Source organism: Nocardia sp. bgisy118, from assembly GCF_057708605.1.
The window spans coordinates 1-18,302 of sequence record NZ_JBYISM010000033.1 but is presented as its reverse complement, the minus strand read 5'-3'; the positions used below and the strand labels follow the sequence as shown (position 1 = coordinate 18,302).

Sequence of the window (18,302 nt, the reverse complement as noted above, 5' to 3'; positions counted from 1 at the left end):
GCGGCGCCGCACGCACCGTGGCGAGTTTTGCGGGTGGTACCCTATATGGCATGATCAAGACGACCGTGTACCTCCCCGAAGATCTGGAGGTCCGGCTCGACGCCGAAGCCGCCGCGACGGGGGTGAGCAAGGCGGAACTCATTCGACGGGGGATCACCATGCTGCTCGACTCATCGGACAGGCCCAAGGATGATCGACCGCTGCCGGTCTTTCGCAGCGGTCGATCGCGCAGTGCGGAAGAGATGGACGACGCGGTCTACGACCACATCAAGTCACGGGCGGCGCGGCGGTGATCATCGTTGCCGATACTTCAGCCCTCTTCGCGGCTTTCGATCAGGATCAGGTGGAGCATGAGCAAGCGCTCCTGGTCATGGAAACCGAGACATTGGTGATTTCACCACTGGTCATGACCGAACTGGATCACCTCGTCCACCGCGACCTCGGATTCGAGGCGGCGATGCAGGTCACCGATGCTCTGCTGGGACGTCTGATAGACGGGCGCTACAAGCTTGCGGAGTTGAAGCACGTCGATCTCGCGGCCGCGCAGTCGATTCGCGCCAAATACGAGGGTCTCCGGCTCGACTTGGCGGACGCTGTCGGCGTCGCGCTCGCCGATAAGTATCGGACGGATTGCATATTCACGTTGGACCAGCGTGACTTCCGGGCGATCGAGCCGCTGACGCCAGGCGTTGACACCTTCCGAATCCTGCCCGCCGATCTCTGACACTTCGGATCGGGAAGTCGCGCGACTTCCGGTGAGCGTGTCCACGCGCTCGCGGCTCATCAACGCGGGGAACGAGTTCGGTGACCGTACGCACCGTGAGGGTTACGCTGCGATCATGCGGAAGCTTGCTGTGCTGTGCGTCGGTCTGCTCGGGTTGGCGCTGCTCGTCGGCTGCGGCGCCGACAAAAGTGCCGATTCGGGGGGGTCGACGGCAGTGACGGCCAGGCCCGCGCCGGTGTCGCCGCCCGGATTCCGGGAGCAGGCGCCCGCGCCGGGCGAGGGACGCGGACAGGACGCCGACACCGTCGACCGCAAGGAGGTCGTCACCGGCAGTATCGAGCTCACGGCGGGCGATCCGATCGTGGCCGCGGCGCGGGTCGCCGACCGGGTGCGCGAGGCGGGCGGCCGGGTGGACAGCCGCACCGAGCAGCCCGGCACCGACGACATCGAGCCCAGCGCCTCGCTGACCGTGCGGGTACCCGCGGACAAGACCGACGCGTTCGTCAACGGTCTCGGCGGAATCGGCACCCTCACCCGGGTGAGCACCAACCGCGAGGACGTCACCATGCAATGGGAGGACCTGGACGCCAGGATCAAGGCGCTGCAAGCCTCGGTCGACCGCCTGCGCGCGCTGATCACCACCGCCGCCACCACCGCCGACCTCATCGCCGCCGAGCAGGCGCTGTCCAGCCGCCAGGGCGAGCTCGACAGCCTCACCGCCCAGAAACGCCTCCTCGACGATCAGGTCGCGCTGTCCACCCTCACCATCGAGATCACCACGACCGCCAAGGATTCCGACGAGGGACCGAGCAACTTCTGGGATGGCGTCGTCGCGGGCTGGAACTCCCTGGTCGACTGGCTGAAGGACGCGATCGTGTTCATCGGCAAGGCGATTCCCTGGCTCGGCTTCCTCGCGATCGTCGGCGGTATCGTCTTCGCCCTCGTCCGCGTCGTGCGTCGCAAGCGCCGGGCCACCCCCGAAACCCCGGCCGCCGCTACCCATTCCGCGCAGCCGGTGACCACTCAGACAGGAGCCCCCGATGCCCCCGACAGTGGTCAGGGCGATCATCAAACCCAACAGCCGTAAAGGCCCGCTCGTGGAAGCCCTCCCCGACGGCACGCTCCAGCTCTACGTCCGCGCGCCCGCGGTCGAAGGCAAGGCCAACAAGGCCGCCATCGAACTCCTGGCCGACCACTACGACGTCCCCAAAACCGCCGTCCGCCTCACCGCGGGCGCCACGTCCCGCCACAAGCGCTTCGAAATCGATGCTTAGACGGTGCCGGAGGTACGCCCCTAGACCCCGCCAGGGAAACCGAGCTGGCGCCAGGCTTCGTACACGGTGACGGCGGCGCAATTGGAGAGATTCATCGAGCGCCTGCCGGGCAGCATCGGGATGCGCACGTGGGCGGTGACGTGCGGGTCGTCGAGCACGTGGTCGGGGAGACCGGTGGGTTCGGTGCCGAAAAGCAGGACGTCGCCGGGTTGGTAGGCGATGTCGGTGTACCGGGTCGTCGCCTTGGTGGTGAAGGCGTAGACGCGTTCCGGCCGCAACGCCTCCCATGCCGCGGGCAGGCTCTCGTGCACGGTGACCGAGGCCAGATCGTGGTAGTCCAGTCCGGCACGGCGCAGCTTGGACTCCGAGAGATCGAATCCCAGCGGCTCGATCAGGTGCAGCTCACAACCGGTCCCGGCGACCAGGCGGATCGCGTTGCCGGTGTTCGGCGGAATACACGGCTCATGGAACATCAGGCGGAACACGGAATCAGTCAATCAGGCCGGCCGTGGAGGGTTTCGGAGCGGGTGCGGGTGGCAGGGGTTCATCTGCAAGAATCGGTGCCGTGACCGATGTCGACGCGTCCGCCGGACGACACGCAGGCGGTAGCCGTGCCGCGCAGTTCCTGCGCTGTCACCTGCCGATGGTGGCCGTGATGCTGGTCGTGCTGGTCGCGGTGGTGTTCGTGGCCTCGGATCGCTGGCGCCGCGGCGCGTTGTTCTTCGGCGGTGCGACGCTGTTGGCCGCGACCTTCCGTTTGTGCCTGCCGAGCGCGCGGGTGGGGCTGCTCGCGGTGCGCAGCAAACCGTTCGACGTCGGCGCGCTGAGCCTGCTCGGCTCCGCCATCGTCTTCCTGGCGGCCACCATCAACACCCTCGGTGTCGGCTGATCCCTCCGAGCGTTTCGACGCCGTCGCTGGACGGCGCGCGCTGGTTGGGTGGCACCGGCCGAGAAGCACAGCGACGCGCGAAACCGCTGTGTCCCAGCTGGTCTCGTGCGACGGGGAGGCTGTGGCTACCGGTTCTCGCGCGCCAGGCGCATGGTCTCGATGAGCAGTTTGGAAACGGCCGCGGCCTCGGTGAGGAATCCGTCGTGGCCGTCGCGGGAATGCACTACTTCCAGTCGATCGCAGCCGGGCAGCGCGTCGGCCAGTTCCTGCTGGGTGCGCAGCGGGTACAGGCGGTCGGAGTCGACGCCGCCCACCACGCACGGCACCGGCGTCGCGGCCAGCGCCGCTCGGATTCCGCCGCGTCCACGACCGACGTCGTGCCGGTTCATAGCCTCGGTGAGCAGCACGTAGGTGGCGGGATCGAAACGCTTGCAGAGCTTTTCGGCCTGGTGGTCGAGATAGCTCTGCACCGCGTAGCGGCCGCCGCGCCACGGGTCCTCGGAGCCCTGCGCCCGATTCTCGAAGCGGTGGTCGAGTTCGCCCTCGGTGCGGTAGGTCAGGTGCGCGATGCGGCGGGCGATGCCCATGCCGGTCCTCGGCGTGCGGCCAGTGTCGTGATAGTCGCCGCCCTGCCAGTCCGGATCGGCCTTGATGGCCGCGATCTGGGTGGTCTGGGTACCGATCTGGTCCGCGGTGGCGCGGGCGCCGACGGCGAGCACCAGCGCCGCGGCCACCCGCTCGGGCTTGCCGATCATCCACTCCAGCACCCGCATGCCGCCCATCGAGCCGCCGACCACCGCGGCGAGCCGCTCGATGCCGAGCAGATCCAGCAGCGCGGCCTCGGCGGTCACCTGATCGCGGATGGAGATCTCCGGGAAACGCGAGCCCCACGGTTCGCCGTCGGGCGCGGGCGAGGACGGTCCGGTGCTGCCTTTACAGCCGCCGAGCACGTTGGTCGCGATGACACACCATTCGTCGGTGTCCACCGGCGCGCCCGGTCCGACCATGCCCTCCCACCAGCCGGGCTGCGAGTGCACGTCGTCGGGCGTGCCGACGACGTGCGAGTCACCGGTCAGAGCGTGCTCGACGAGCACCACATTGTCCAGGGCGGGGGAGAGTTCGCCCCACCGCTGCACCGCGAGGTGCACGTCCGGGATCACCGTGCCGCTTTCCAGCCGCACGTCCCCGATGGCGATCACGCCCGGCCGACCGTCCGGCGGTGGCAGCAGGTCGACACCGGACGCCGGGCGGGCGGGGCTCTGATCGGTGCTCACGGTCACGTCGTCGCCGCCGTGAATCCGGCGCGCAGATCGGCCAGAATGTCGTCGATTCCCTCGATGCCGACGGCGAGACGGACCAGTCCCGGGGTGACGCCGGAGGCCAGTTGCTGCTCGGGCGTCAGCTGGGAGTGCGTAGTCGAGGCCGGGTGGATCACGAGAGAACGCACATCCCCGATGTTAGCGACGTGGCTGTGCAGGACTAATGCGTCCACGAACTTCTTGCCCGCGTCGACGCCGCCGCGCAGTTCGAAGGAGACGATCGCGCCGGTCCCCTTCGGCGCCAGCCGCTTGGCCCGCTCGTGCCACGGCGAGTCGGGCAGCCCCGCGTAGAAGACGGATTCGACGGCGGGGTGCTCGGCCAGGAATTCGGCGACCGCCTGCGCGTTGGCGACGTGGCGCTCGACGCGCAGGCTGAGCGTCTCGATGCCCTGCGCGATGAGGAAGGCGTTGAACGGCGAGACCGCCGCGCCCAGATCGCGAAGCAGCTGCACGCGGGCCTTCAGCGCGTACGCGGGTGCGCCGAGATCGGCGAAGACCGCGCCGTGGTAGCTGGGGTCCGGGGTGGTGAAGCCGGGGAAGCGGGACTCGCCGTTGTCGTCGCGGACGGTCCAATCGAAGGCGCCACCGTCGACGATCACGCCCGCGACAGCGGTGCCGTGCCCGCCCAGGTACTTCGTGGCCGAATGCACCACGATGTCGGCGCCGTGCGACAGCGGCTGGATCAGGTACGGGGTGGCGACCGTGTTGTCCACGATGAGCGGGATCCCGGCGGCGTGCGCGACCTCGGCGATGCCGGGGATGTCGAACACGGCGCTGCTCGGGTTGGCGATGGTCTCGCCGAAGAACGCCTTGGTGTTGGGCCGGATCGCGGCGCGCCACTGCTCGAGATCGTCCGGGTCCTCGACGAACGAGACCTCGATGCCGAGCTTGGGCAGCGAGTAGCGGAACAGGTTGTAGGTGCCGCCGTAGAGGTGCGGGCTGGACACGATGTGGTCGCCCGCGGCGGCCAGGTTCAGGATCGCGTAGGTCTCGGCGGCCTGCCCTGAGGACAGCAGGAGTGCCGCGACGCCGCCTTCCAGAGCGGCGATGCGCTGCTCGACCACGTCCTGGGTCGGGTTCATGATCCGGGTGTAGATGTTGCCCGGTTCGGCGAGCCCGAACAGCGCGGCCGCGTGGTCGGTGTCGCGGAAGGCGTAGGAGGTGGTCTGGTAGATCGGCAGCGCGCGGGCGCCGGTGCTCTGATCGGGGGCTTGGCCCGCGTGGATCTGCTTGGTCTCGAAGGACCACAGGGCAGGATCGAACTCGGCCGCGACGGGGTCGGTCATGTCATGCTCCACAAGAGTTGTTCGCCGGAACTAACGAGATCGGGAATGCGGTCTATCCACAACAACACAATTTCCGGGAACCTCCTGACAGCGCGCTTGCCCTCGACCGTCGAGGGCCCGGTCATCACCCGGAGCACCCCACCGCTGCTGGAGGGTTGCCGTCCAGCGAGCCGGGGCTTGGCGCTGGCACTCATGACCTGACGGACATGGTAGCTGGCGGGCGGTCAATGACCGAAATTCGTAGCCGATCTCACTTCGCCGATTCGGCAGGCGGTTCGGTGCAGACCCGCATGAACTCCGCGTACGCGTCGAGCAAGGTCTCCTTCGACGCACGCACCGCGGTGGCCGGATCGCCGTCCATGATCAGCGCATCGTGCGCGTCCATCGCCAAATGGCACAGCATCTGCCAGGTGGAGACGATCAGCCGGACGGAAAGCGCCCCCTGCGTGGTGTCGAGGCGCTCGGCCAGCACGGCGGTGATGGCGTCGGATTTGTTGTCGGCGAACTCCAGCGCGCGGCTGTTGACCGAAGGGCAGTCGCGCGCGATCCGCTGCATCTGCTGAAACCTGCGGAACGAGACCGGCGAGTTCTCGGTGGCAGCGTCATCGATCACCCGCAGGTAGGCATTGCACAGCGCGCGCAGTTCGTTGCCGCCACACGGCTCTTCTCGCAACTTGTCGGCAACCATTTCGCCGAAGTCGAGGACGGGCGCGAGGACGATGTCCTCCTTCGTCTCGAAGTAGCGGTTCACGGTGCGTGGCGAGACGTCGGCCGCGTTGGCGATCTGCTCGACCGTTGTCGCGTCGAAGCCCTGGGCCTCGCAGAGCTCCAGCGCGATGCTCGTGATCCGCATCCTGGTCTGCTGCTTCTTGCGCTCGCGCAGGCCGATCGGGCGTTCTCGCATCGCGGTATCGCCGCATCCTCGGTTCGCAGGCGCGGCGTTGTCCCCGGTCACGGCGGGATTGCCGACCGTGTCCGGACTCGGCGTCGGTGATTCGAGCATCTCCCCACTGTAACGCAGATCCCACATCAACTGTCCTATCCAGGCAAATGTCTGACTGCGACATTTTTCTATTGACGCCAAATGTCGGCCGATGACAGGATTGCTGCCACGCCACTTCGGACGATTGAGGAGACAAAGTGAGCGAGACTTCGACAGCCGTGCACGTGCCGGAGGGCCGGCGCGACTCGGCCCGCTGGCTGGCATTGGGGGTGATCGGTCTGGCCCAGCTGATGGTGGTCCTCGACGCGACCATCGTGACGATCGCGCTGCCATTCGCGCAGCGTGACCTGGGCATCAGCGAGGGCGACAAGCAATGGGCCCTCACCGCGTACACACTGATCTTCGGCGGACTGCTGCTGCTCGGCGGCCGTCTGGCCGACTTTCTCGGCCGCCGCCTGATCTTCATGGTCGGCCTGGTCGGCTTCGCCGCCGCGTCGGCGCTCGCGGGTCTGGCGCAGAACGGCGCTCAGCTCTTCGCGGGCCGGGGACTTCAGGGCGCCTTCGCCGCACTGCTCGCACCCGCGGCGCTCGCGCTGGTCTCGGTGACCTTCACCGAGGCGAAGGAACGGGCCCGGGCCTTCGCGGTGTTCGCGGGCATCTCCGCGGGCGGCGCGGCCATCGGGCTGATCGCGGGCGGCGCGCTCACCGAATACGCGTCCTGGCGGTGGACCCTGCTGGTCAACACCCCGATCGCGATCATCGCGCTGGTCGGCGCGCTCGCGTTCGTGATCAAGGACGTGCCCGTCGCCCGGACCGGCGGCTACGACGTGCCCGGCGCCGTCACCGTGACGGCAGGCCTGATCGCCATCGTGTACGGCTTCAGCCGCGCCGCCGAGCACGGCTGGACCTCGGGCGGCACCCTCGGGCTGCTCGCGGCCGGGCTCGCGCTGCTGATCGCGTTCGTCGTGATCGAGCGTCGTTCCTCGAATCCGCTGTTGCCGCTGCGCATTCCCGGGGAGACCAACCGCGGCGGCGCGCTGCTCGCCGCGTTGCTCATCCCCATCGCGATGTTCGCGATGTTCCTGTTCCTGAGCTTCTACTTCCAGGTCACGCTCGGCTACTCGCCGCTGAAGGCCGGTGTCGCGTTCCTGCCGTTCCCCGCGGGCATCGCGATCTCAGCGGGCGTCACCAGCGCGTTGCTGCCGAAGCTCGGGCCGCGGCCGCTGATGGTGGTGGGCGCCGCGCTCGGCGTGGTCGGGCTGATCTGGCTCGCGCAGCTGAGCTACGGCGACAGCTATGCCGCGGGCGTGCTGCCCGCCCAGCTGCTGATCGCGCTCGGCATGGGTCCGCTGTTCGTCGGGATGCAGGCGGTCGCGCTGCACCGGGTGGACGAGGCCGACGCCGGTGTCGCGAGCGCGTTGCTCAACGCGGCCCAGCAGGTCGGCGGCGCGGTCGGCACCGCGCTGCTCACCACGATCTCGGTGCAGGCGGCGAAGGATTACTTCGCCGACAACCCGACCGTCAGCGACCTGGCCGCCCGCGCCGCCATCCACAGCTACGACGTCGCGTTCTACGTCGGTGCGGGTTTCTTCCTCGCCGCGATCCCGGTGATCGCGCTGATGATCAAGGCCGGACCGGAGCACTTCGCCGAGGACGCGGAGGAGGGCGCTCGGATTCCGATCGCGGTCTGATTCGGACCGGGCATAGCCCGCGCATCGGATCCTCGCAGATCCGGTGCGCGGGCGGTGTCGCCTCCGGCGGTCGTCCAGTTCCCGCCCAGGTCGGAGTGGTCGATCGCCCCGGGATGACATTATGGAGAAAGTGGTTGGGGTCACAGGGGGGCTACTCGTCGGTAACTCGGCGCGTCGTCCGCACAGTGGGCCCTCCCCGCACGGTGAGATCGTCGGCAGCAGTACGCTTGTCTTGCTTGCACCACACGTCCCGCAAACAACGCGGTACATATACGTTGTCTGTTGAACAGCTGGGGTCCGCTCACAAGCGTGTTCGCCTGGCCGTGCAATAAGGGCACCATCCTAGGAGGACACGAAGATCCATGTCCAAGATCAAGGTTGAAGGCGCCGTCGTCGAACTCGACGGTGATGAGATGACCCGGATCATCTGGCAGTTCATCAAGGACAAGCTGATCCACCCGTACCTCGACGTGAACCTCGAGTACTACGACCTGGGCATCGAATACCGGGACAAGACAGACGACCAGGTCACCATCGACGCGGCCAACGCCATCAAGAAGCACGGCGTCGGCGTGAAGTGTGCCACGATCACGCCGGACGAGGCCCGCGTCGAGGAGTTCGGCCTCAAGAAGATGTGGCGCTCGCCCAACGGCACCATTCGCAACATTCTCGGCGGCACCATCTTCCGCGCGCCGATCATCATCTCCAATGTTCCGCGACTGGTTCCCGGCTGGACCAAGCCGATCATCATCGGCCGCCACGCCTTCGGCGACCAGTACCGCGCCACCGACTTCAAGGTCTTCGAGGCGGGCACCGTCACCCTCACCTTCACCCCCGAGGACGGCAGCGAGCCGATCGTGCACGAGGTCGTGAAGATGCCGGAGGACGGCGGCGTCATCATGGGCATGTACAACTTCAAGAAGTCCATCGAAGACTTCGCGCGGGCGTCGTTCAACTACGGCCTGCAGCAGAACTACCCGGTGTACATGTCGACGAAGAACACCATCCTGAAGGCCTACGACGGCATGTTCAAGGACACCTTCCAGGAGGTCTTCGACGCCGAGTTCAAGAGCCAGTTCGATGCGGCGGGCCTGACCTACGAGCACCGTCTCATCGACGACATGGTCGCCTCCTCCATGAAGTGGGAGGGCGGCTACGTCTGGGCCTGCAAGAACTACGACGGCGACGTGCAGTCCGACACCGTGGCCCAGGGCTTCGGTTCGCTGGGTCTGATGACCTCGGTGCTGCTCACCCCGGACGGCCAGACCTGTGAGGCCGAGGCCGCGCACGGCACCGTCACCCGGCACTACCGCCAGCACCAGCAGGGCAAGCCGACCTCGACCAACCCGATCGCGTCGATCTTCGCCTGGACCCGCGGCCTCGAGCACCGCGGCAAGCTGGACAACACCCCCGAGGTGATCGGCTTCGCGCAGACCCTCGAGGACGTCGTCATCAAGACCGTCGAGGGCGGCCAGATGACCAAGGACCTCGCGCTGCTCGTCGGCGGCGACCAGGGTTACCTGACCACCGAGGAGTTCCTCGGCGCGCTCGACGCGAATCTGGCTCGCGCGCTGCGCTGAGTCCACACCGGGGGCCGGGCGTGATCCGTCCGACCCCGACCGGCGCTGGGACTTCCCAGCGCCGGAGGTTGAACCGGGCACCCGCCCACCTCGCGGTGAACGGGTGCCCGACGTGTATCCGGGAACGCCGCGGCGGATCCCGATGACGCCGGTGCGGCCGTCGCGTGCGGCACGCCGTGTGTGTCGGTCGAGTGCCGATGCGCCGCGGTCCATTCGCGCGGCGTGCTCAGCTCCCGGAAGACGCCGGTGTGTCGACCAGTCCGGCGAATGCCCTGGTGAAGCTGGCCGTTCCGTGCCCGCGTTCGACCTCGGCGTCGAACAGGCGCTGCAATGGATCGAGCAGATCCGTTGCCACGCCTTGGTTTCGGCTGGTGGTGCGGATGTCGACGAGCCCGGTTGCGTTGACCGCGAGATCGGAGAAGTTCACCGAGAACTCCCGCGAGTCGATCTCGGCGGCCAGCGTCGGCAGCATGTCGAGCAGCGCGCGCAACCAGGGCACCAGGAACGTATCGGTGAAGTCCACCGCGGAGACCTGCTCGGTGTGCACCATCGCCGTCGCCTGGAAGAACCCGCCGAACAGGCCGTACATCCCGCCGAGCACCGCCATGTCGTGCAGCGCCGCGAGGCCCGCGTCGGTCCCCACGTACCTCGTCGCGCCCAGTTCCCTGACGACGTCCGCGAATTCGGCCTCGGCGTCGGCCGCGCCGCTGTAGACGAGCAGCGTATCGGGTGTGCCCACTGTCTGCGGGACGCCGAAGATGCCGCCGTCCAGCAAGCGCGCGCCGTGCTCGGCGAGCCGGTCGGCCAGCTCGCGCGCGGTGTCGGGCCTGCCGGTGGCGACGTTCAGTACCGTGCGTCCGTTCAGCGCCGAGCCCAGCGGGGCCAGTTGGTCTCCGGCGGCCGCGGTGTCGGCGAGCACGGTGACGATCAGTTCGCCCGCCGCGACCGCGTCCGCGACGTTGTCGGCGCGCCGTGCGCCCAGCTCGTCGAGGTGAATCGCCTTGCCCGGCGTGCGATTCCACACCGTGGTCGGGTGCCCGTTGCGCAGGAAGACCTCGGCGATCGCCGTGCCCATCCGTCCGAGACCCAGCACGGTGACCGATGCCTTGCTCATGATTCCTCCGTCGTGTCGTTCTGTCGGGTGGGCGCCCGCCGACCAGTCTTCGCGCTCGGGTCGCCGAGACGTGAGTGGCAGAACTGACGCCGATCGAACTATTCCTGCCATACTCGAGGAATGAGCGAGCGAATCATGTGCCAGCGCGCAGAGCGAACGCCGAAGCCAAGCGTCAGCGGGGCGCGGGCATGAGTGGTCGAACCGTCGCCATGGCCATCGCTCCCGGCGCGCTGCACCCGTGGGATCTGTACGAATTGGGTGTCGTCGCCTCGATTTTCGGCACGCCGCAGCCGGATCTGGCGGAGCCCTGGTACGAGCTGAAGGTCTGCTCGGTGACACCGCAGCCGGAGACCCAGCCGATCGGTTTCGGCGCCTTCCTGCGCGCCGAGCACGGTCTCGACGACCTGCTCACCGCCGACACCGTGATCGTTCCTTCGGTGGCCAACGAGTGCGTCACCGCTGAACGCGAACTGCCACCCGAATTGCTCGACGCGCTGGCGGCCGCGCATCGCGGGGGCGCGCGCATGGTCGGGCTCTGCGACGGCACCTTCGCGCTGGCGGCCGCGGGGCTGGTGGACGGGCGGCGCGTGGCCGCGCACTGGGTGCACGCGGAGATGCTGGCGAAGCGCTTCCCTGCCATCGAGGTCGACGACTCGGTGCTCTACGTCGACGACGGCGACGTGCTCACCAGCGCGGGCATGACCGCGGCGGTCGACCTGTGCCTGCACCTGGTGCGGCGCGATCTGGGCGCCGAGGTGGCCAACCAGCTGGCGCGCCGGATGGTCATCCCGCCGCACCGGTCCGGCGGTCAGGCCCAGTACGTGGACCGGACGGTGCCCGCGCACCCAGCGGACGACCTGGGCGTGGTGCTCCAGTGGGCGGCCGAACACCTCGACGAGCCGTTGACCGTGGACACGTTGGCGGCCAGAGCCAATATGAGCCCGCGCACCTTCCATCGCCGCCTGCACCGCTCCACCGGAGCCACTCCGATGCAGTGGTTGCTGAATCAGCGACTCGCGCATGCCCAATCGCTGCTGGAGACTACCGACTTCAACATCGAGCGGATCAGCCGCCTGTCCGGCCTGGGGACCGCGACCAACCTGCGCAGGCATTTCGCGTCCGTGATCGGCGTGACGCCCGCCGGGTACCGGAGGACCTTCGCGCGCCGGGAGTCGATCGGCTGACCTGTCCCACTTGCTGGAATATCGAGTGAGCTGGGCGAATACGGCGGCAGGCGGTGGTCTAACTCACGTCGGATCGGGGAGCGATCCGGCTCGCGCGCCGGTTACATGAAGACGTGACGAGCCAGGTAGCCACCCATCAGCCCGACCCGCCCGAGAAGGCGCGGACCGATTGGCATGTCCCCGCGATGCTGGCACTGGCTCTGGGCGGCTTCGGCATCGGCACGACCGAGTTCGTCACCATGGGATTGCTGCCTGATATCGCGCAGGCTATGAACGTCTCCGAGCCGATCGCCGGTCACGCGGTGTCGGCCTATGCGCTCGGTGTGGTGATCGGCGCGCCTGTACTGGCCGCGCTCTGCGCGCGGGTTCCGCGCAAGCGCCTGCTCATCGCCTTGATGATCGCGTTCACCGTGGGCAACGCGGCCACCGTGGTGGCGCCGAACTTCCAGACCTTGGTCGCCGCGCGCTTCGTCTCGGGTCTGCCGCACGGCGCCTATTTCGGCGTCGCCTCGCTGGCCGCCGCCACGCTCGCGCCGGCAGGCCGGCGCGCCAAAGCCATTGCCGCGGTTATGCTGGGGTTGAGCGCCGCCAATGTCGTCGGCGTTCCCACAGCCACCTGGCTCGGCCAGCATCTCGGCTGGCGGGACGCCTTCCTGGTGGTCGCCCTGATCGGCATCACCACGGTCGCGGCGCTCGTGCGATTCGTGCCGGAACTCACCGGCATCAAAACCACCAACCCGATGACCGAACTCGGCGCGCTGCGTCGTTCGCAGGTATTGCTGACCTTGGCGGTCGGGGCCATCGGCTTCGGCGGCATGTTCGCCGTCTACACCTACATCACCACCACCCTCACCGATGTGGCGGGTATGTCGCTCGGCCTGGTGCCGGTGGTGCTGATGCTGTTCGGTCTCGGCATGGTGGCGGGCAATATCGTGGGCGGCGTGCTCGCCGATCGCGGCGTCGATCGCGCGATCTTGCTCGCGCTGGTCGCCATGTCCGTGGTGCTGGCGGGTTTCGTCGCCGCGGCGCAGCACCCGGTCACCGCCGGGCTCGGCGCGTTTCTGGTCGGCGCGACCGGCGCGGCGCTCGCCCCCGCTTTGCAGACCCGCCTGATGGACGTCGCCGCCGACGCCCAAACCCTCGCCGCCGCACTCAATCACGCGGCCTTGAACATCGCCAATGCCGCGGGCGCTTGGCTCGGCGGCCTCGTCATCGCCGCGGGCCTCGGCTACACCGCTCCCGCCGCCGTCGGCGCGGGCCTCGCGGTGGGCGGTACGCTGCTGTTCGCCGTCACCGTGTGGATCGCCCGGCGCACCGAAACGCCAGAACATACAGATCTGTATGTAAGTGTAGAATCGTCGGAATGACCAGGACCGCCGCCGACAAGCCGCAGCGCCGAACCCAGGAGCAGCGCAGCAGCGAGATGCGCGTCCGGCTGCTCGACGCCACCATCGACTGCCTGGTCGAATACGGCTACGCGGGCACAACGACGCCGCGGGTCGCCGAGCGCGCGGGGGTCACGCGCGGGGCGCAGGTGCACCACTTCGGGTCCAAGAACGATCTCGTCGTCGCCGCGATCAGTCACCTGGCTCAGCGCCGCGCGGAGACCGCGATGCGGGAGATGGCCAAGGTCGAGAGCGGCGCCGATCCGGTCGCCGCGGCGCTGGACTTCCTGTGGGAGCTGCACCAGGGCCCGCTGTTCATCGCGACCGTCGAGCTGTGGGTGGCCGGCCGGACCGATCCGGTGCTGGCCTCGGCCATGGAGAAGGTCGAGCCGTTCGTCAACAACGCGGTGCTGATGGCCGTGGCCCGCTTCGTCCCGGACGAGATGCGCCGCAAGGACGCTCGCGATTTCGTCTACACCGCGATGGACGCCCTGCGCGGCATCCTCATCTCGAACTTCATCGAGCCCGACACCGACCGGGCTCGTCGGCGCTGGGTCCGCGCGTCGGCGAATCTGCGCGCCGCAGCGGTGGCGAGTCTCGTTCCGCGATTGCAGTGATGCGACGCGCGCCGACGCTGAATCACGCTGGCGCCGAAGCTCGCCGATGCCGGAGCTGCCCTGTCACTGTCTCCATCTCTGAGGCTCCGCAGGCTGCCTCCGGCAAGGCGTCATGTTTCACCGATGCCGACGCCGAAGCGCGCCACGCCGAAGTGCCCCGATGCATCGGTCATGTTGTCGTCAAGTCCGTCTCATCTGATTCGGCGGATTTCTGAATGCCGCGGGTCGACGGAGGAGGCGGGGGTTGTCATCGCGGGCGCTCGGTATGCGGCGGCGGCTTCTTGCAGCTCGTTCAGAACGATTCGGCCGGGGTAGTAGCGGTGCGGGTATCGGTTTCGGTAGTAGCAGCGCCAGTAGCTGGCGACGCGTTGGCTGGTGAGGTGGACGAAGTCGGGGTTGGCGGCGGCGAACCGTCCGTAAGCCTCGTGCTGGGCAGTGTCGACTGTGACGACATCGGTGAGTCCCCGCTTGATGTCGATGACAATGTCGACCACGTATTCACCGACGAGCTTGATGACGAAGGGGACGATCCACGGATCGGTGGCGCCGATGATCTGGTTGAGGTGGTGCTGGCGGACGTAGCCGTCGCTGTGGCGGCTGTAGAGGCAGTGCAGGATCTTGGTCTGCGTCGCAGACAGTTGGGCTGAGGTGTCGTCCGATGGAGCGGGGGTGCACAGGCGGTAAGGGATCGCGAGGTGCTCACCTTCGACAAGGACGTTGAAACCCCGAGAGAGCACCGGATATCGCGCTGGCGGCAGGCCCTGCGCGACGACGCGTACGTCATCGGCGAGGGCTGCGGGGAATGCTGCGAGAAGGACGAGTTCGAGTGCGGTGTTCAGATGGTTTATCGGGTGCGGCGAGATTGTAGGCCGGTCTGCACGAGGGGCTGGTCCGGCAGGCCAGCGTGACAGTCGGCCGGTGAAGGCCCGTGCGTCATGGACAGCGGAGGTTGGGTTGAAACCGAATTCGCCCCACTGCGGCTCGGTGAGCCCGGACCGGATCATGTCGGACCAGTCGGCGCGGGCCACCAGCGCCGAGTAATCGGCGGCCAGAGCGGCGACCTTGTCCGAGGGCCAATCCAGTTCCGGGGGCGAATCATTCAGCAATTCCGTGATGGTTCGCACGCTACGGATGCGTGGGAGGGTCGGAGCAGCGGCGGTGAGTAATTCGCAGTAGCGAACCAGCACTGGTAGCGCATCGGGGTAGTTCCGGATATCCGTGGTCGGTTCACCGACGATCAATGCGTCCAGGATGTCGGCAGCGCCGTCCAGTAGTTCGTCATCGACGGAGGACTCGAGCAGAGCGTCGCGGAGATCGCCTGTGGTGGCCGCGATGTGGGCGAGGTATGCGGTCATCACGTTGTTACGGAAGCCGGTCCGCAACAACCAAGCTTTGATCTCGGGATCTCGGGATCCCGTCAAACGCTGTACGGCGTGGACACGTCCCCATCCGTCGACCCGGCGAGCAAGCTGAAATACCGCACGATCACGATCGGGTTGGGAATTGGCCAGTGCGACAGCCGCGTAGAGCGTGAGTTCGCCCAACCCGCCCAGTAGTAGCAGCAACTCCCGATCCCGTTCGTCGCCGACCACGCCCAACATGACGATGCCGAGGGCCACCGCATTGCGGCGAGTGCCGCGTTCTGTCAGCTGCCGTGCTACCGACCGCACATCCTCGACGGGCAAGTCGATCGAGCGCAGCTCACGAACCAGGTCATCAGCCAGATCGAATGCGCGGCAATCAGCGAGTTGGTCGTGCAATACCTCGATCGCCGCACCACCGGGTGCCTCAACGATCTCTGCGATCGCCGTGACCACCGCAGCGGCAGAAGATGAATTGATTGGAGCCTTGAAGTATTGGCTCTCTACGCCGACGAGGACAGTCGATTTCGGGAATTCGCATTCGTTGGGTAGGCCGTCCGGAAGCGGACTACCCCCGGCACTCCACGGCCCTGGACCGTGCAAGGCGCTGAGATCGACCGCATAAGCAAGAAGAGTGGTCTGATCATCGGAAACCAGCCACTCCCCGGGCGTCACCGGCAGGGGCGCGCGGCGCCCTTCCCACAAGAGAAGATCACGGCCACACCGTATCGGACTGTCATTCCGCCTGCAAGATTCGCGCTGCCCTCGTCACGGGCGTCCGCACCTGAGCATCCTCGCGGGTTCGAGTGAGAACTCGCCACGGTTGCGGCAGATCGCGTGAGAAACGACAGATCAGGTGAGAACTGACACCACGCGCTCGCCTGTGGGGTTGCCGAGTCGCGGGCAGTGGGGCGCATCCGGTTGACATATCAGCGGCAGATGGCGCAGATACACAACTAGTTGTATGTCCGTCAACGCTTGATTGACCTGCCCATTCGCCATCTGGAACCACGAGTATCGGATAACCCTTGCGGTCTTACATACAGCTTTGTATGTTTGTTTCAGCTCGATCCGGTCGGATCGGACGCTGATGTCCGTCGCCCGCGCCACCGGTGCATCGCCACGGCGCGCGCAGGCCCGAAGTGAGGAGTTCGATGGCGAACAACGCCCACCCGTCGCCCGACCACCACCCCCCATCGACTCGCTTCGCGAGCAGGGTTTATGTCGTCGGCGTCGGCATGACGAAATTCGAGAAGCCGGGCCGTCGCAAGAACGAGGACGGCACCGACTGGGACTACCCGGACATGGCCCGCGAGTCGGGCACCAAGGCCCTCGCCGACGCGGGCATCGATTACCGTGAGGTCCAGCAGGCCTACGTCGGCTACGTCTACGGCGAATCCACCTCCGGCCAGCGCGCGGTCTACGAACTGGGCATGACCGGTATCCCCGTGATCAACGTCAACAACAACTGCTCGACCGGGTCGACCGCGCTGTACCTCGCGGCGCAGGCGATCCGCGGCGGGCTCGCCGACTGCACGCTGGCGCTCGGCTTCGAGAAGATGCAGCCCGGCTCGCTCGGTTCCACCTGGGACGATCGCGAGCAGCCGATGGCCAAGCACGTCATGGCGCTGGCCGAGATCTCCGAGGTGCTCTTCCCGGTGGCGCCGTGGATGTTCGGCGCGGCGGGCCGCGAGCACATGAAGGAGTACGGCACCACCGCCGAGCACTTCGCCAAGATCGGCTACAAGAACCACAAGCACTCGGTGAACAACCCGTACTCCCAGTTCCAGGACGAGTACACCCTCGACGACATCCTCGGCGCGCGGATGATCTACGACCCGCTCACCAAGCTCCAGTGCTCGCCGACCTCCGACGGTTCCGGCGCGGTCGTCCTGGCGAGCGAGGACTTCGTGAACTCGCACGATCTCGCCGGGCAGGCCGTCGAGATCGTCGGCCAGGCCATGACCACCGACTTCGCCTCCACCTTCGACGGCACCGCGAAGAACCTGATCGGCTACGACATGAATGTCCAAGCCGCACAGCAGGTCTACCGGCAGGCGGGCCTCGGTCCCGAGGACTTCCAGGTCATCGAGCTGCACGACTGCTTCTCGGCCAACGAGCTGCTGCTCTATGAGGCGCTCGGCCTCTGCGGCCCCGGCGAGGCGGGCGCGCTGATCGACGCCAACCAGACCACCTACGGCGGCAAGTGGGTCGTCAACCCCTCGGGTGGCCTCATCTCCAAGGGACACCCACTGGGCGCCACCGGCCTGGCGCAGTGCTCCGAGCTCACCTGGCAGCTGCGCGGCACAGCCGACAAACGCCAGGTCGAGGGCGTCACCGCCGCGCTACAGCACAACATCGGCCTCGGCGGTGCCGCGGTCGTGACCGCCTACCGGCGCGCCGACCGCTGACCGGCGAAAACCCTTACCCGACAGGAGCAATCATGGGACACATCGAAGCCACCAAGGACGTCAACGCCACTCCCGAGGCGCTGTGGGCGGTCGTCTCCGACCCGCAGACCTGGGACAAGTGGTTCACCATCCACGAGCGCTTCATGGAGGAACCGCCCACCGTCTTGGCCGAGGGGTCCAAGCTGGTGGCGAAGATCGTCATGCTCGGCATGGCCAACAAGCTGGAGTGGACCATCAAGGCGGTCGAGGCCCCGAACAAGCTGACCCTCGGCGGCACCGGAATGGCCGGGGTGAAGACCGAATTCACCTTCGACATCCAGCCCAAGGGCGCGGGCAGCACCATCCTGGTGTCCGGTGACTTCGAGGGCGCGCTGATCAAGGGCGCGCTCGGCAAGGCGGTCGAGAAGGACGGCATCAAGCAGTTGGACAAGTCGCTCGAGCAGCTCGACGCGCTGGCCTCGGCGTAGGTGTCGCGATGACAGCGGAAACCACCGCGTCCCGGGGGGGGGGGGGGGGGGGAGAGG

The 18,302-nt window shown here is 67.5% G+C and carries 18 protein-coding genes and 1 riboswitch; of the genes, 12 read left to right on the top strand and 6 right to left on the bottom strand.

The window, feature by feature from the left end:
• The first annotated feature begins 50 nt into the window (after positions 1-50).
• The 4 genes from AC3EO7_RS31310 (at position 51) to AC3EO7_RS31295 (ending at position 1,998) form a co-directional block, all read left to right on the top strand.
• Positions 51-293 (top strand): ribbon-helix-helix domain-containing protein, encoded by a 243-nt coding sequence (locus AC3EO7_RS31310; RefSeq protein WP_431964275.1) that lies wholly within the window; start codon positions 51-53, stop codon positions 291-293.
• On the top strand, positions 290-724 hold the full coding sequence (locus AC3EO7_RS31305; protein ID WP_068060888.1) for a type II toxin-antitoxin system VapC family toxin: 435 nt from the start codon (positions 290-292) through the stop codon (positions 722-724). The genes AC3EO7_RS31310 and AC3EO7_RS31305 overlap by 4 nt, the downstream gene beginning before the upstream one ends.
• Before the next feature lie 115 nt (positions 725-839).
• On the top strand, positions 840-1,811 hold the full coding sequence (locus AC3EO7_RS31300; RefSeq protein WP_435593177.1) for a DUF4349 domain-containing protein: 972 nt from the start codon (positions 840-842) through the stop codon (positions 1,809-1,811).
• Positions 1,765-1,998, top strand: a complete 234-nt coding sequence (locus AC3EO7_RS31295; RefSeq protein WP_435593176.1) for a DUF167 domain-containing protein — start codon at positions 1,765-1,767, stop codon at positions 1,996-1,998. The genes AC3EO7_RS31300 and AC3EO7_RS31295 overlap by 47 nt, the downstream gene beginning before the upstream one ends.
• A gap of 20 nt (positions 1,999-2,018) precedes the next feature.
• Here AC3EO7_RS31295 and AC3EO7_RS31290 read toward each other — a convergent pair whose 3' ends face one another.
• Positions 2,019-2,483 (bottom strand): tRNA (cytidine(34)-2'-O)-methyltransferase, encoded by a 465-nt coding sequence (locus AC3EO7_RS31290; protein ID WP_431964283.1) that lies wholly within the window; start codon positions 2,481-2,483, stop codon positions 2,019-2,021.
• Between the two features lie 158 nt (positions 2,484-2,641).
• Here AC3EO7_RS31290 and AC3EO7_RS31285 point away from each other — a divergent pair, with 158 nt between their 5' ends.
• Positions 2,642-2,887: a DUF3017 domain-containing protein gene (locus AC3EO7_RS31285; RefSeq protein ID WP_431964542.1), complete on the top strand. Its 246-nt coding sequence runs from the start codon at positions 2,642-2,644 to the stop codon at positions 2,885-2,887.
• Between the two features lie 125 nt (positions 2,888-3,012).
• Here the strand turns inward: AC3EO7_RS31285 and metX are convergent, their stop codons facing one another.
• The 3 genes from metX to AC3EO7_RS31270 form a co-directional block, all read right to left on the bottom strand.
• Positions 3,013-4,161 carry a homoserine O-acetyltransferase MetX gene (metX, locus tag AC3EO7_RS31280; protein ID WP_431964285.1) on the bottom strand — a complete coding sequence of 383 codons (1,149 nt, stop codon included), beginning with the start codon at positions 4,159-4,161 and terminating at the stop codon, positions 3,013-3,015.
• 2 nt (positions 4,162-4,163) lie between these two features.
• Positions 4,164-5,492 carry a bifunctional o-acetylhomoserine/o-acetylserine sulfhydrylase gene (locus AC3EO7_RS31275; protein ID WP_431964287.1) on the bottom strand — a complete coding sequence of 443 codons (1,329 nt, stop codon included), beginning with the start codon at positions 5,490-5,492 and terminating at the stop codon, positions 4,164-4,166.
• A gap of 87 nt (positions 5,493-5,579) precedes the next feature.
• A riboswitch (SAM riboswitch) is annotated at positions 5,580-5,690 on the bottom strand.
• A gap of 52 nt (positions 5,691-5,742) precedes the next feature.
• Entirely contained in the window at positions 5,743-6,495 is a 753-nt protein-coding gene (locus tag AC3EO7_RS31270; protein WP_431964289.1) for a TetR/AcrR family transcriptional regulator, read from the bottom strand.
• A 137-nt stretch (positions 6,496-6,632) separates the two neighbouring features.
• Between AC3EO7_RS31270 and AC3EO7_RS31265 the strand changes: the two genes are divergently transcribed.
• Positions 6,633-8,126, top strand: a complete 1,494-nt coding sequence (locus AC3EO7_RS31265; protein ID WP_431964291.1) for an MFS transporter — start codon at positions 6,633-6,635, stop codon at positions 8,124-8,126.
• Positions 8,127-8,488: 362 nt separating this feature from the next.
• Positions 8,489-9,706, top strand: coding sequence for an NADP-dependent isocitrate dehydrogenase (locus AC3EO7_RS31260; protein WP_431964293.1), 1,218 nt, complete (start codon positions 8,489-8,491; stop codon positions 9,704-9,706).
• Between the two features lie 226 nt (positions 9,707-9,932).
• On the opposite strand, the gene AC3EO7_RS31255 is transcribed toward AC3EO7_RS31260, so the two are convergent.
• Positions 9,933-10,820 (bottom strand): NAD(P)-dependent oxidoreductase, encoded by an 888-nt coding sequence (locus tag AC3EO7_RS31255; RefSeq protein ID WP_435593175.1) that lies wholly within the window; start codon positions 10,818-10,820, stop codon positions 9,933-9,935.
• A gap of 188 nt (positions 10,821-11,008) precedes the next feature.
• On the opposite strand from AC3EO7_RS31255, the gene AC3EO7_RS31250 reads away from it, so the two are divergent.
• From AC3EO7_RS31250 to AC3EO7_RS31240, 3 genes are all read left to right on the top strand, one after another.
• Positions 11,009-12,004 (top strand): helix-turn-helix domain-containing protein, encoded by a 996-nt coding sequence (locus AC3EO7_RS31250; protein ID WP_435593174.1) that lies wholly within the window; start codon positions 11,009-11,011, stop codon positions 12,002-12,004.
• Between the two features lie 185 nt (positions 12,005-12,189).
• Entirely contained in the window at positions 12,190-13,371 is a 1,182-nt protein-coding gene (locus AC3EO7_RS31245; RefSeq protein ID WP_435593211.1) for an MFS transporter, read from the top strand.
• On the top strand, positions 13,368-14,006 hold the full coding sequence (locus AC3EO7_RS31240) for a TetR/AcrR family transcriptional regulator (RefSeq protein WP_431964301.1): 639 nt from the start codon (positions 13,368-13,370) through the stop codon (positions 14,004-14,006). The genes AC3EO7_RS31245 and AC3EO7_RS31240 overlap by 4 nt, the downstream gene beginning before the upstream one ends.
• A gap of 191 nt (positions 14,007-14,197) precedes the next feature.
• Here the strand turns inward: AC3EO7_RS31240 and AC3EO7_RS31235 are convergent, their stop codons facing one another.
• The gene (locus AC3EO7_RS31235) at positions 14,198-16,072 is read right to left on the bottom strand and encodes a hypothetical protein (protein ID WP_435593173.1); all 1,875 of its coding nucleotides are present in this window, start codon (positions 16,070-16,072) and stop codon (positions 14,198-14,200) included.
• Between the two features lie 449 nt (positions 16,073-16,521).
• Between AC3EO7_RS31235 and AC3EO7_RS31230 the strand changes: the two genes are divergently transcribed.
• Together AC3EO7_RS31230 and AC3EO7_RS31225 are read left to right on the top strand one after the other, a co-directional pair.
• Complete coding sequence (locus tag AC3EO7_RS31230) at positions 16,522-17,778, top strand: lipid-transfer protein (protein ID WP_431964305.1); 1,257 nt, start codon at positions 16,522-16,524, stop codon at positions 17,776-17,778.
• A gap of 32 nt (positions 17,779-17,810) precedes the next feature.
• The gene (locus AC3EO7_RS31225) at positions 17,811-18,245 is read left to right on the top strand and encodes a type II toxin-antitoxin system Rv0910 family toxin (protein ID WP_431964307.1); all 435 of its coding nucleotides are present in this window, start codon (positions 17,811-17,813) and stop codon (positions 18,243-18,245) included.
• Positions 18,246-18,302 lie beyond the last annotated feature (57 nt).

Excerpts from the sequence above, each read along its gene's own strand:
- AC3EO7_RS31310 (WP_431964275.1), top strand. The coding sequence starts at position 51 with ATGATCAAGACGACCGTGTACCTCCCCGAAGATCTGGAGGTCCGGCTC.
- AC3EO7_RS31255 (WP_435593175.1), bottom strand. The coding sequence starts at position 10,820 with ATGAGCAAGGCATCGGTCACCGTGCTGGGTCTCGGACGGATGGGCACG.
- AC3EO7_RS31250 (WP_435593174.1), top strand. The coding sequence starts at position 11,009 with ATGAGTGGTCGAACCGTCGCCATGGCCATCGCTCCCGGCGCGCTGCAC.
- AC3EO7_RS31270 (WP_431964289.1), bottom strand. The coding sequence starts at position 6,495 with ATGCTCGAATCACCGACGCCGAGTCCGGACACGGTCGGCAATCCCGCC.
- AC3EO7_RS31295 (WP_435593176.1), top strand. The coding sequence starts at position 1,765 with ATGCCCCCGACAGTGGTCAGGGCGATCATCAAACCCAACAGCCGTAAA.
- AC3EO7_RS31230 (WP_431964305.1), top strand. The coding sequence starts at position 16,522 with ATGGCGAACAACGCCCACCCGTCGCCCGACCACCACCCCCCATCGACT.
- AC3EO7_RS31245 (WP_435593211.1), top strand. The coding sequence starts at position 12,190 with ATGCTGGCACTGGCTCTGGGCGGCTTCGGCATCGGCACGACCGAGTTC.
- AC3EO7_RS31225 (WP_431964307.1), top strand. The coding sequence starts at position 17,811 with ATGGGACACATCGAAGCCACCAAGGACGTCAACGCCACTCCCGAGGCG.
- AC3EO7_RS31300 (WP_435593177.1), top strand. The coding sequence starts at position 840 with ATGCGGAAGCTTGCTGTGCTGTGCGTCGGTCTGCTCGGGTTGGCGCTG.
- AC3EO7_RS31285 (WP_431964542.1), top strand. The coding sequence starts at position 2,642 with ATGGTGGCCGTGATGCTGGTCGTGCTGGTCGCGGTGGTGTTCGTGGCC.
- AC3EO7_RS31260 (WP_431964293.1), top strand. The coding sequence starts at position 8,489 with ATGTCCAAGATCAAGGTTGAAGGCGCCGTCGTCGAACTCGACGGTGAT.
- AC3EO7_RS31240 (WP_431964301.1), top strand. The coding sequence starts at position 13,368 with ATGACCAGGACCGCCGCCGACAAGCCGCAGCGCCGAACCCAGGAGCAG.
- AC3EO7_RS31275 (WP_431964287.1), bottom strand. The coding sequence starts at position 5,492 with ATGACCGACCCCGTCGCGGCCGAGTTCGATCCTGCCCTGTGGTCCTTC.